The sequence below is a fragment of the Chitinophaga sp. YR627 genome (genome assembly GCF_900114995.1).
GTDB lineage: Bacteria > Bacteroidota > Bacteroidia > Chitinophagales > Chitinophagaceae > Chitinophaga.
In genome coordinates this window covers 2,070,643-2,083,293 of sequence record NZ_FOUX01000001.1, presented here as the reverse complement: position 1 = coordinate 2,083,293, position 12,651 = coordinate 2,070,643, and the positions used below count along the sequence as shown (strand labels likewise).

Genomic DNA, 12,651 nt, shown 5'->3' with positions numbered 1-12,651 from the left:
ATATTTCAATCTAATCGTTATTTCCCAACGTGTACTATACATTTTTCTTCTACTGTTTTGGATGCTAGTAATATAAATTTAGGGGTTCCATAGGAAGTAACAATTGGTTACTTTAGAGGGGACAGTTTTGATATTAAGACAAACCCAAAATCCGATTTCGATCAAAAAAATAATTTTTTTATCAGACTAAAGAATACATGTTAAATTTGACACTAAGATTGTAAGCAGTACTAACCTGTAAGCGGGGAACACTGTGAAGAGAATTGTAATATATGAACCATTAGAGGTCAACAACCGATTGCAACCCCAACGCTTCTTTTTAATTAATGTACATCATCGATACACTGCTATAGTTATGTCTTAAATCATGGGGAATATTTTTTGAATGAAGCATTTTTATGTACGTCATATGCGACTTCAGGAGAAATATGCCAGCATCCTATATCTCGTGCTGCTGTTTTTGTCATTGTTGCTTACTGAAGGTGTTCGTGCACAGCATAGCCCTATGCTGGACGGCAAACTTGTGTCCGTTACAATGAAACGGCAGCCGCTGTCTGTTATTCTGGACACATTACAGGCCCAAACGAGCGTTTTACTCAATAGTTCATTTGAGGGGAAAGAGATATATAGTATAGATGTACATAATAAATCATTACGCTTTACCCTGGAAAAGCTATTTAGGAAAAAACAGCTGAAACTGGAGCCGCTGGAACACCTGAATATGGTGAAGATCCAGCCGCTGGAGGAAAAAGATAAAATGGACAAAAAACCGGAGGCAGATAAAGCTTCTTCATCAGAGATAACCGTTAGTGTTTCACATTATCGTATAACGGGAAAGGTGATCGATGAGGATGGATCATCATTGCCAGGCACGACCATACAGGTGAAGGGAAAGAAGGAAGGCGCCAGCTCGGATACTGCGGGGAATTTCAGTTTTCTCTCCACAGAAGCGAAACCACATGTACTGATTACTTTTATGGGATATGAAGGGCAGGAGCGGCTGTTGCAGTCCGGTCAGAAAGAGGTGATCATTCTCAGACAGGCTGATAACAGCCTTGATGGGGTAACGGTAGTGGGATATATGGGTAACTCAAACCGATACTCGTCGGGTTCTGTATCCAAGGTAACAGCGAAGGAAATTGAAGGCCGTCCTACCGGAAATCCGCTTTTATCATTACAGGGCCGCATACCCGGTATGGTGATCACACAATCAAGTGGTGTTACGGGCGCAGCGATTAAAGTAAATCTCCGGGGCATCAACTCCCTGTTCAATGGATCCGATCCATTATATATAGTAAATGGTACACAGTTGCCCGGTTATGGTGAACGGATCAATCAGCTGCCTTCCATAGCCTCCCAGAGTGAAGAAGGTGGTATCAGTCCTTTTACCATTTTCGGGTTGTATGATATTGAATCCATGTACATCCTGAAAGATGCGGTGGCGACTGCCGCCTATGGCAGCCGGGGTGCTAACGGAGTGGTGATCATCAATACGAAAAAAGGAGAAAAAGGGAAACTGAAGGTGACATTGGATTATATGTATGGGATAAACGCTGTATCCAGCAAACTATCTCTCCTGAATACCCGGCAGTATATCAGTATGCGTAAGGAGGCTTTCCGGAATGATACGATCGATCCCAACGACATACCGGGAACACCCGGCTATGCGCCTGATCTTACTTTGTGGGACACAACCCGGTATACGGACTGGCAGAAAATGCTGAGGGGAAGACTGGCGGGTATGAATGACCTGAATATCAGTATTTCCGGTGGTACAAAGTATACGAGACTATTACTGAGTACGGGGATTTACCGGGAAGGGACAGTCTATTCGAAAGATATGTCCTATCTGCGCAGCACCATCAATCTGGCAGCCGACCATCAGTCGAAAGATGCAAGATTTAAGCTGGGTGTGTATGCTAATTATTCAGTAGATAACAACCAGTTGTTCAGTCCTGCGTCTTCGGGAGAAATGCTGCCTCCGAATGCGCCAAAGCCCTACGATGCGCATCATAACCTGGTGTGGCAGGAAGGAGGAGAATCCTTCGCAAATCCGATGGCGGAAAGACTGAAGCGCTATTCTATGGTCAAGAATAACCTGATCGTTAATGTAACGCCTTCTTACGAGATCCTGCCTGATCTCCGGCTGAAAGCGAATATCGGCCTGACAGGCGTCAATGTATACGAAAACAGCTTATTACCTATTGCGTCCCAGAATCCTTACACCGATAGTACAGTTACCGGTAGCTCATCTTTTGCTACCGGTAAATATAAAAGTCTGATGTTCGACCCGGTACTGCAGTTTGCAAAACATATCAAACAAGGTGATTTTACCTTGCTGGGGGGCTATTCGTTCCAGTACGCCACCTCTAATATATCGTCTGTAACCGGATATGGATATACCGACGATCTATACCTTCGCTTTCCTGACAAGGCGCCGCTGAAGAACAATAATTTTACACCCGAATCGAGTCAGTACAGGTATGGCGCATTCTTCACACAGTTCAACTATAAATATAATCAGAAGTATATCCTTGATATGACCTTCCGCCGGGATGGGAGTAGTAAGTTCAGTCCCGAGCGGCGCTTTGGTAATTTCTGGGCAACCGGTGTGGCCTGGATCTTTTCAAAAGAAAAGTTCTTCCAGCCGCTGAATGGCTTTGTACGTTATGGTAAGCTGCGCAGCAGTATCGGGGTGACCGGCAACGATAAAATTGAAAACTATAAATACCTTGATACCTGGTCGCCGGTATCCGGCGGACCTTATCAGGGTACATCCGGATTGAGACCCGATGCATTGTATAATCCGGCCTATTCCTGGGAAACCTGCCGGAAAATAGAATTCGGACTGGACCTCGAGTTTACGCCGGCGGATATGTATGCTTCACTTGTTTATTTTACGAATCGCAGCTCTAATCAGCTGGTGCGCTATAATCTGCCTTCACAGACCGGTTTTAACGACATTCTCAAAAATATAGATGCTGCTATCAGAAACAGTGGATGGGAGTTTACATTCGATGCGACAATCATCAAAAGCGGCGATTTTAAGCTGTTTACAGGCGTTAATCTGACTGTTCCGAAGAGCAGACTACTCCGCTTTGAGAAACTGTCTACATCTGCTTATTATGGCTCTTATGTGGTGGGTGAGTCCGTGAAAGTGCTGAATAAATTACATGTAGCCGGTGTCGATCCTGCAACGGGACTTTTTGTCATCCAGGATAAGGACGGGGTCAGTGGTTACAGTGTTAATGATTACCAGGTAATAGGTCACCTGGACCCTTCCTGGTTTGGCGGATTCCGTCTGGGATTGAGCTGGAAGGCATTAGAACTGACCCTGCTGGGGGACTTCAGAAAACAGCTGGCGCCCAATTATCTGTATGCCACTTATATCAGAAATGCACTGCCGGGAGCACCGGTAAATCAGGCAGTTGAAGTACTGGACCGCTGGGGCCAATATGGCGATAATGCCATCTATCCAAGATTTTCCACGATGTCGGGCGGAGATGTATACAGCGATCGTACCCGTATTATTAATTCTGACAAGGCTTATTCTGATGCGAGTTTTATGAAACTGAGAAACGTGTACATCTATTATACGCTGCCTCCTCATCTGTTTACCAGGCTTAAACTGGACAACATCAGGATCTATTGCAAAGCACAGAATCTTTTTACCATCACGCGGTATCAGGCAGGCGATCCTGAAACTGCGAGTCCGTTTGCGTTGCCTCCATTAAGAACGGTGGCATTGGGCGTAAGGGCTTCTTTTTAAATACGCGGTTATATGAAAAGAACAGTCATTAAAAGCATTACAGCGAAATATCTCTTATATGTCCTTTTGGGAGTGGTTTGTCTGACCGCCTGCTCAAAGATGCTGGATGTACCTGTACCCGATAATAAGACGATCGGGAAACAGGTATTCGGTAATAAGGATTCTGCGGTCGCAGCGGTAGCCGGTATTTACTCAGGACTTTCATTGTCTACGAATCTGATATCCGGTGCTACCAGCGTTTATACAGGCGTGTATTGTGATGAACTGGCATATACGGCAACACAGCCTTCGATCGTTGAATTTTATAATTCGACATTGTCCTCCGATAATACCACCGTCCGGGAATTTTTCTGGAATGCCGCCTACCGGTATATCTATAGCGTCAATGCCTGTGTAGAAGGATTAGAAGACAGTAAAGAGTTACCTGCTGCACTAAAGAACCAGTTGCTGGGAGAATGCCACTTTCTCCGGGCGTTGATCTACTTTCATCTGAGCAATTGTTTTGGCGCCGTTCCCCTTGTAAAAGTGACGTCTTACCTGGAAAACGAAAAGATGCCCAGGACGGCTATCACGACCGTAGAAGCTTTTATAGAAACAGAACTGATCACCGCAAAGACATTGTTAAGTATAGGATATCCGTCAACAGACAGGGCCAGGGCCAATAAGTGGTCAGCAGGAGCGTTGCTGGCAACCTATTATCTGCATAGGAAACAATGGGCCGCTGCTGAGCGGGAGGCGACAGATGTGATTAATGCGGGTTATTACAGACTGGAAGCATTAAAGGATGTATTTCTGGCAGTTAGTAACGAGGCTATTTTCCAGTTACAGCCGGTATTGACGGGCTATAATACCATGGAAGGTAACTGGTTGATCCCTGCGGGCTCCGGACGGCCGAGTTTTGCATTAACAGATTCATTGCTGGCTGCATTTGAACCCGGTGATAAGCGGCTGACGGAATGGGTGCGTAATAAGGTGGTCGCCGGTAAAGTGTATTATTATCCTTTTAAGTATAAGAAACGGAGTGATTTTTCACCCGGGTTTGTTCCTACGGAGTATACGACGGTGCTAAGGCTTGCCGAAATGTATCTTATCAGGGCTGAATGTCGCTTAGCCGCCGGACAACTACCCGGTGCAATAGAGGACATTGATATGGTACGCAGGAGGGCGGAACTACCGCTGATTGCAGATATACAACCGCTTATTACTGCTGAGGAGCTGTCAGTAAAAATAATGCATGAGCGGAGGATAGAGTTGTTTGCTGAGTGGGGGCATCGTTGGTACGATCTTAAAAGGAGTGGAAAGGTAAATGAGGTGATGAAGGCTATAAAGCCGTATTGGCAGGATACGGATAGTTTATGGCCAATTCCGGTTTCGCAGATCTTGCTGAATCCTGCATTGGAGCAGAATCCGGGGTATAATTGAGGTTGACTGCCTTATGAAGTACAGAAATGCGTTGCTCTATTATCTATTCAGAGAAAGCAAAATAGTCGTCTGTGCGATTTGAAGATGTGCAATAACAATCATAGATAGTTTGCAATACAAGTGTTAGTTGTTTTGCAATGTAGCGTTTAAGAAGATTAAACAGATATTCCGGTAATCATCTCTTATGTCGCTAAGAGATACATCACCGGAATATTCAAAAATGATATAGTAAAAGCAAAAAGAAAAGCAATTCAGGAATAAAAAAATCTTTTCACAACGCGGCCAATCCTGGCTACGTCATGTATACATAAGCTGTTATAAATTATTTAAGAAAGGTTCAGGTACATCAGGGGATGATCAGCTCCCTGATGTATGAAAATGGTTACAGCAAACTCAAGGTAAATATCCATTTGTATGAATATATACATTGTCCTGTGCTCTCAGACAAATGTCTATTGACGATGCGCAGTAAAGGTCTGCAACTGATTTTGGTACGTTTACTAACACGAGGTCGTCATTCCAGTCAATCCAGTTGCGGTTTACTTCCACGGCAGCGGAAGCGCCAGGTTTTCCGGTAGTAGCAATAGCGGTGCCTGCACCTGCTAACACCGCAGTGAGTGCAAATAAGAGTTTGATTCTTTTCATAAGAAGCAATTGACGATTTTTAAGAGGAATGTTTCAGGAAAAAAAAGTGTGACTTACTGCAAAAAAGCTAATGATAGACTATAACATGCTGCTGTTTTAGCCGGCTCTGGGTGGACATGACCCTACCGGGGCCTTGCCGGTGGCAAGACAAAGCGTAGATTGTCCCATAGTGTGAATTTTAGATCAGTAGATTTATTTAGCTAGATGTACGTTCTGTTGTAATGATTCTGCTCGTCGTTCGAGATAGATGCCAAGAAAGCCAATAGCAACAAAGAATAAGTTGAATAATAGGTGCTGCGTCCACGATAGTTTTGATATCGCGCCACCACAGCTACAGGGAATCTTCCCATAGTAATGGAACTGTACCAGTACGATATAACCGGTAAAACAGATCATTAAGGAAGTCGACAGATAAAGCCCAAGTTTACGAAAAGCAGTTGTTACCATCATTATTGCAAACAGTATCTCTGCGGCCGGAATTGCCCACGTCAGAAATTTGCCATATGCATCCGAGAACGGCTGACGTTGCATCTGCACCACAAAAACCTGGTACGTCATTAATTTGGAAACTGCAGCATAAAGAAACATGCTCGTAAACAGAAAATAGCACGCAAGCAAAATAATGTCCCTGGCTTTCATAGCGTAGGTATTGTTACATTGTCCTGAAGTATGAGTTGTTTAATACCTAATTGATAGCCTGATCTTAGCTAAATAAAATAGAACAGTCCCCTGACTTAATTTTTCCTGATAAAGTTCAATGCTTTTTGCGAATGCATAATACAAAAACTATGATCGGCAGTTGTTAATGAATGGTTAAATAAATAAAAAAAGTCTGCGCTACACTTATTCAGTAATTTTTTTGGTGAAAAAGACTGCATGGTCTAAATTTGTTCGATAGAATTAAATTTATCGATCTATTTACAGGACAGCATCCCTGCTGTTTTTTTAAGGCTTTATAAAAGACCAGATAGTCTATTATTGGCCTGAATAACAAACAGTATCACCATGATGTTGGCCTGTCGCCAACGCCATACCAGCAAGGGGATGCTCGAAAGACAGTGTGTTTTTTGGATTGCCGATTTGTAGTTTCATGGGCTCCGGTTCTGGCCGGAGCTCATTCAATAGCCCGCCGGATGCAGAATTTAGAACTATCGAAGAAGGAGAAAGTAGCTGTGCTGCTGACCAGTATGGGTACGGGTATGAAAACGCCGCTGACTTACATAGACGCACAACATTATGTACAACACAACCAGCGCATAGGTAAAGGCTTACAGGGGTTTAAACACTACCTGAAAGAATGGCCCAGGAATGCTTTTGTGCGCATTGTCAGACTCATGGAAGACGGTGACTTTGTATTTGCACATGTTGAATATCATTTTGAAATTGTGATGATCGGATTCAGTGTTTTCAGATTTGAACACGACAGAATAGTAGAGCACTGGGATCATCTGCAGATCTCATCTGCTGAAGATAATATAAGACCATTAAACGCCCGCTCAGTAAATATCACAGAATATCAGCGGACAGCAGAAAACAAACAGCTGGCGAAATGTACCGTGGAAGACGTGCTGGTGAAGAAAGGGGATAACACTGTTTGCTCCCGCTATTTTAGCGAGCAGGCGAAATTTCAGCACTACTCCTGTGCCTGGATACAGGATCAGACCACACCACCCGCTATTCAATATGATAAGATCCACCGTGTACTGGGCGAAGGGAACTTCGCACTTGTAGTCAGTGAAGGCAGACAGTCAGATTGTGAAGCGGCCTTCTATGACCTCTTCAGACTTGAAAACGGTAAGGTCGCCGAGCACTGGAATACCACAGAAGAGATTTCTGCGATGGGAACCTCATAAAACGACAACACCGTACATTGAAATAAAACCGGCCATAATAATATATGCAGTCAGCCGCCCTTTCAAAAGGACGGCTGTGCTGTTTGTATCCCATACCCTAAGTCAATACAATATTAAGAAGCTGCGTATACGCTGGCGTATCATCCCTGGAAAGATGCCTTGTGAGCAAAGAGGGAATATGCTGTACATCTCCCATATTCCAGTTAATGCAATAATAAAAAGCTGCGTATGCCCTGCAAGACCATTCCCGGAAAGACCCCCAGCCAGCAAAGTGCGCCAGCCAGTACTACCAGCGCCGCATAAGTAGAGAAATAAAAGAATGGATGCCTCGGCCCCGGTATATTAACCGGACGGTCAGCTGTGGCGAACAATGTACTGATGATCCGGAGATAGTAGTATAAACCAATAACACTTGTCAGTACCAGCACAATCAGCAATGGCCACTGAGATTGTTGCACTCCTGCTGATAACACCATGAACTTCGCCAGAAATCCTGCCGTTAATGGAATGCCTGCCAGTGAGAATAACGCGACCGTCAGTATTGTACCCAAAACAGGTTTACGCCATATCAGTCCCTGGTAATTCTCTATACGATCTGCCTCTTCATCACCGGTTGATAATAGCACGATTACGCCAAAGGCAGCCAGTAAAGTGATAGAATAAGCCGCCAGATAGAAAATAGTAGCCTCAGTGCCGGCCTTGCTACCTGTTAGAAAAGCGACCAGCAGATAACCAAAATGTGCGATCGAAGAATAAGCTAATAGTCTTTTCAGATTCTGCTGACGTAAAGCCAGCACATTACCCATCACCATAGACGCAACAGCGATCACGGAAAATACCGTTATCATCAGGGGATACTCATGCAGGTTCACGGTTTGCGCAAAGCGAAGTAATACCGCAAAGGCGCCGATCTTTGAGGTGGTGGCAATAAAAGCGGTTACAGGGGAAGGGGAACCCTGATATACATCTGCTATCCAGAGATGAAAAGGGACAAGTCCGAGTTTAAACCCGATCGCTACAATCATCGCTCCTGTACCAAACAGAAACAACGGAGAGGAAATACCGTCTGTCAGCTTCTCTGCAATACCGGGAAACGTCATTGTACCCGTTTCCATATAGATCAGTGCCATGCCGAATAACAGAAAAGCAGATGACATGGCTGCCAGTACGAGGTATTTCATGCCAGCTTCTACCGCATGATTGCGGGTACGCAGATAAGCGATCAGTGCATATAAACTCACACTAAGCAATTCGAGTCCGATAAAGAAGGAAATGAAATGCTGACTGATCGTGAGAATCGCGCCGCCCAGGGTAGCCAGGAATAAAAGGATATAGTATTCCTTCGGATTCTCTTCGCGTTCCTCAAAGTAGATGTAAGATAGCAAACCCACCACCAGGACACTGAAAATGATCAGTCCTGTAAAGAGTGCTGCCTGTCCGTCTACAATAAACAGCGGCGGCACCAGTCTGGGTAAGGTATCTTTCACGTACCAGGTGGCCAGTACAACGAGACACATCATGATAAACCCCGTCACCTGGATCACCGTATGGCTGGCCCGGAATGCGATCAGCAGTATGACGACCAGCGAAGCGACAGCCAGTACCATGAAAGGCAGTAGCGATAGTAATTGCAGTTCACTCATGTAATAAAGGCTGAAGGGTGAACGATAAATGATGTACTGTATCTATGACCGGCTGCGGATATAATCCCAGTGCCACAATACTGACACTTAAGGCAGCCATGATCAGCATCTCCCGGGTACTGAGGTCTCTCACCGGATTGGTGACGACTATCGCCCCCATAAATACGCGCTGTAATAAACGTAAGCCGTACAGGGCGGATAGGACCAATCCGACGGAAGCCAGCACACTAAACAGTACATTCACCGTAAATGTGCCCAGCAGTATAAACAGTTCCGCGATGAAGTTGCCTAACAAAGGCAATCCGGAAGAGGCCATCGTAAACAGAATAGCCGCTCCTCCCATGGCCGGCATGGAAGTCCATAAACCGCCCATTTTTGTAATATCCCTGGTATGCAGCCTTTCTTTCAGCATCCCCGCCATTACGAAAAGCGCTCCTGTACTCAGACCATGGGTCAGCATCTGCATCACAACACCCTGCATCGCGATCTCGCTGAAAGAGAAGATGCCTGTCAGCACAAATCCCATATGACTGACGGATGTATACGCGATCAGCCGTTTGATATCTGTCTGTGAAAAAGCCAGGAAAGCGCCATAAATGATACCGATCACACCGAATAACATCGCCCACCAGGAAATGGCTACAGATGCTTCAGGAAGCAGTGGTAATACGAATCTGATAATTCCATAAGCCCCCGTTTTTAACAGCAGGCCAGCCAGTAAAAGACTACCGGCTGTCGGGGCTTCACTGTGCGCATCGGGCAACCAGTTATGAAACGGCACCATGGGTAATTTGATGGTGAACGCGATCATAAAACCAGCCATGATCCACCATGCGGTACCTGACTGGAATGTTGTACGCAGTAGTTCAAAATAGTCGAAAGTGTATAGCCCGGTTTGTTGACCATGGATGAAATATACCGCGAGGATAGATAACAACATCAGCAGACTACCCGCCTGCGTGAACAGAAAGAACTTATAGGCCGCATAACGACGACGGCTGTCACCCCAGAGAATGATCAGCAGATACATGGGGATCAGCATCACTTCCCAGCAGAAATAAAACAGGAAGAGGTCCATCGCGACAAATACACCACTGATACCTGCCAGTGTCCATAAGAGGTTGAAATAATAGAATCCCGCTCTTTCCCGGATTTCATTCCAGGAACACAGGACTGCCAGGATGCCTAAGAAGAATGTTAGTAATAGCAGCACCATACCGAAACCATCCAGCGCAACGTGCAGACTGACACCCATAGAGGGTATCCAGTTGATCTGATAGTTGATGAACCAGGAGCTTTTATCCGGGAATTCATGATATAACCAGCATAGACAGCAGGCCAGTACCATATCGGCGCTGACTGTCAGCAATGCGGTCCATCTGGCATACCCGGCAGATTGTCTCCCGAGTAACCAGCATAACAGTCCGCCTGCCAGCAATACAATTATCATCCATAGCAGTATCATCGTAGTATTTGTAAAGTGATGATGAATAAGATACCTATCAGCACACCTGCCACATACCAGCGAAGAGAACCATTCTGAGAAACAGAAAGGAATCTGTTCAGCTGCAGATGTATGGTGGCAATGCCACTGTAAATCTTGTCAGTCACATCATTTCTGTTCACCTGTGTGATAAAGACAAACGGTCTGACAAACAGTACATCATACAACTGATCGAATTTCCAGCCGGCATAAAAGAAGTTCCTCACAGACATTAAGCCTTCAGACTCCTTCCAGCCCCTGATCGTATGTGGATAGAGATAGTACAGCATATATCCCGTCATGATGCCCAGTAAAGTGGAGAATATGGCGATGAACTGGAAGATGATCTCTTCGGGATGTGCAGGTTTCAAAACTGTTTCGGGTAATACCTGTGTCAGATGTGGTAAATGGATCCATCCGGCGCCGATGGAGAAGATCGCCAGTATCACCAGTGGAATATTCATAGCGCTGGATGGTAGTTTTCCGGGCGTAGTTTGCCTTTCTCCCCAGAATACGACTAAGATCAGCCGGGTGGAATAGAAAGCGGTTATAAAGGCCCCTAACAGCCCTGTAACCCATAGTAAAGGATGCCCACCCGCTGCGCTCCAGGCAAACCAGAGTATTTCATCTTTACTGAAAAAGCCCGCGGTAACAAAAGGTACTGCCGCCAGTGCTGCCGCACCGATGATGAAGGTGCGGAAGATCAAAGGCATGTCTTTTCTGAGTCCACCCATCTTAAAGATGTTGTGCTCATGATGCAGGGTTTCTATAACCGCACCGGCAGCAAGGAATAAGAGGGCTTTGAAAAAGGCATGCGTAAAGAAATGGAAGATGGCAGCACTCCAGGCACCTACGCCAAGGGCCAGGAACATATAGCCGATCTGACTGATCGTTGAATAAGCCAGTATTCTTTTGATATCTGTCTGTACCATGGCACTACAGCCAGCCACCAATAGTGTCAGCGCCCCAATAATTGCCGTAAGATGCATGGTAAAAGGAGATAGTTCGAAAATGGTATGCATCCTGGCAATGAGGTATACGCCAGCTGTTACCATCGTAGCCGCGTGGATCAGTGCACTGACAGGAGAGGGACCAGCCATGGCATCGGGTAACCAGGTCTGTAAGGGTAGCTGAGCTGATTTACCCATACCTCCCGCCAGTAACAGGAGGGCAATCCAGGTGACAGTTGTATTACCTGTTGTAAAGTATTGTGGCGCGAGCGCCAGTATCTCCCGGATATTCAGCGTACCCAGTTCCCTGAATAACAGGAACAAACCAATGATCATCGCTGTATCTCCGATACGGGTGATCACAAATGCTTTTCGGGCTGCCATGCAGTTGGCCTCACTTTCATACCAGAACCCGATCAGCAGAAAACTGCATAAGCCTACGCCTTCCCAGCCCAGGTATAACAACACCAGGTTGTTAGCCATGACCAGCAGCAGCATGGAACATACAAAAAGGTTCATTGATGCAAAAAAACGCGCATAGTCCCGGTCATGTTCCATAAAGGCAATGGAGTAGATATGTATCAACGCGCCTATAAACGTGATGATGCAGACAAAAACCAGCGACATTGCATCCAGCTGGAGGCCAATATCTGCATGTAGTTTTCCGATATTGAACCAGTGCCATAACTGCTGATGATATACGCCTTCCAGGGGCGGATATAGTAAGAACTGCGCACCCATTGTGATCGCGATGATGGCAGACACGCATATGCTGCCGGCCCCAATCATAGCGGTAACATACCGGGGGAACTGTGCGCCCCCTGTTATCAGTAACAGGAAGCCGATCAGCGGCATTGCCGGAATAAGATAAAGATACTGTTGCATG

At 45.6% G+C, this 12,651-nt stretch carries 8 protein-coding genes; 3 read left to right on the top strand and 5 right to left on the bottom strand.

Going from position 1 to position 12,651, the window contains the following annotated elements:
* The first annotated feature begins 385 nt into the window (after positions 1-385).
* A complete protein-coding gene (locus BMZ72_RS07685) occupies positions 386-3,769 on the top strand; it encodes a SusC/RagA family TonB-linked outer membrane protein (protein ID WP_089806790.1) in 3,384 nt (1,127 codons plus the stop codon).
* 12 nt (positions 3,770-3,781) lie between these two features.
* Positions 3,782-5,191: a RagB/SusD family nutrient uptake outer membrane protein gene (locus tag BMZ72_RS07680; RefSeq protein ID WP_089806788.1), complete on the top strand. Its 1,410-nt coding sequence runs from the start codon at positions 3,782-3,784 to the stop codon at positions 5,189-5,191.
* 393 nt (positions 5,192-5,584) lie between these two features.
* On the opposite strand, the gene BMZ72_RS07675 is transcribed toward BMZ72_RS07680, so the two are convergent.
* The gene (locus tag BMZ72_RS07675; protein WP_089806786.1) at positions 5,585-5,836 is read right to left on the bottom strand and encodes a hypothetical protein; all 252 of its coding nucleotides are present in this window, start codon (positions 5,834-5,836) and stop codon (positions 5,585-5,587) included.
* A gap of 192 nt (positions 5,837-6,028) precedes the next feature.
* Positions 6,029-6,475 (bottom strand): MauE/DoxX family redox-associated membrane protein, encoded by a 447-nt coding sequence (locus BMZ72_RS07670; protein WP_089806784.1) that lies wholly within the window; start codon positions 6,473-6,475, stop codon positions 6,029-6,031.
* Between the two features lie 494 nt (positions 6,476-6,969).
* On the opposite strand from BMZ72_RS07670, the gene BMZ72_RS07665 reads away from it, so the two are divergent.
* Entirely contained in the window at positions 6,970-7,689 is a 720-nt protein-coding gene (locus BMZ72_RS07665; protein WP_089806783.1) for a nuclear transport factor 2 family protein, read from the top strand.
* A gap of 203 nt (positions 7,690-7,892) precedes the next feature.
* Here the strand turns inward: BMZ72_RS07665 and BMZ72_RS07660 are convergent, their stop codons facing one another.
* Genes BMZ72_RS07660 through nuoL form a run of 3 tightly spaced genes read right to left on the bottom strand, consistent with a single transcriptional unit; the run spans position 7,893 to position 12,650 of the window.
* Positions 7,893-9,332 (bottom strand): NADH-quinone oxidoreductase subunit N, encoded by a 1,440-nt coding sequence (locus BMZ72_RS07660; protein WP_089806781.1) that lies wholly within the window; start codon positions 9,330-9,332, stop codon positions 7,893-7,895.
* Positions 9,325-10,782 carry a complex I subunit 4 family protein gene (locus BMZ72_RS07655; protein ID WP_255373134.1) on the bottom strand — a complete coding sequence of 486 codons (1,458 nt, stop codon included), beginning with the start codon at positions 10,780-10,782 and terminating at the stop codon, positions 9,325-9,327. Before BMZ72_RS07655 ends, BMZ72_RS07660 begins: the two co-directional genes overlap by 8 nt.
* An 11-nt stretch (positions 10,783-10,793) precedes the next feature.
* A complete protein-coding gene (gene nuoL, locus BMZ72_RS07650; protein ID WP_089806777.1) occupies positions 10,794-12,650 on the bottom strand; it encodes an NADH-quinone oxidoreductase subunit L in 1,857 nt (618 codons plus the stop codon).
* Position 12,651: the final 1 nt, after the last annotated feature.

Excerpts from the sequence above, each read along its gene's own strand:
- BMZ72_RS07685 (WP_089806790.1), top strand. The coding sequence starts at position 386 with ATGAAGCATTTTTATGTACGTCATATGCGACTTCAGGAGAAATATGCC.
- BMZ72_RS07680 (WP_089806788.1), top strand. The coding sequence starts at position 3,782 with ATGAAAAGAACAGTCATTAAAAGCATTACAGCGAAATATCTCTTATAT.
- BMZ72_RS07675 (WP_089806786.1), bottom strand. The coding sequence starts at position 5,836 with ATGAAAAGAATCAAACTCTTATTTGCACTCACTGCGGTGTTAGCAGGT.
- BMZ72_RS07670 (WP_089806784.1), bottom strand. The coding sequence starts at position 6,475 with ATGAAAGCCAGGGACATTATTTTGCTTGCGTGCTATTTTCTGTTTACG.
- BMZ72_RS07665 (WP_089806783.1), top strand. The coding sequence starts at position 6,970 with ATGCAGAATTTAGAACTATCGAAGAAGGAGAAAGTAGCTGTGCTGCTG.
- BMZ72_RS07660 (WP_089806781.1), bottom strand. The coding sequence starts at position 9,332 with ATGAGTGAACTGCAATTACTATCGCTACTGCCTTTCATGGTACTGGCT.
- BMZ72_RS07655 (WP_255373134.1), bottom strand. The coding sequence starts at position 10,782 with ATGATAATTGTATTGCTGGCAGGCGGACTGTTATGCTGGTTACTCGGG.
- nuoL (WP_089806777.1), bottom strand. The coding sequence starts at position 12,650 with ATGCAACAGTATCTTTATCTTATTCCGGCAATGCCGCTGATCGGCTTC.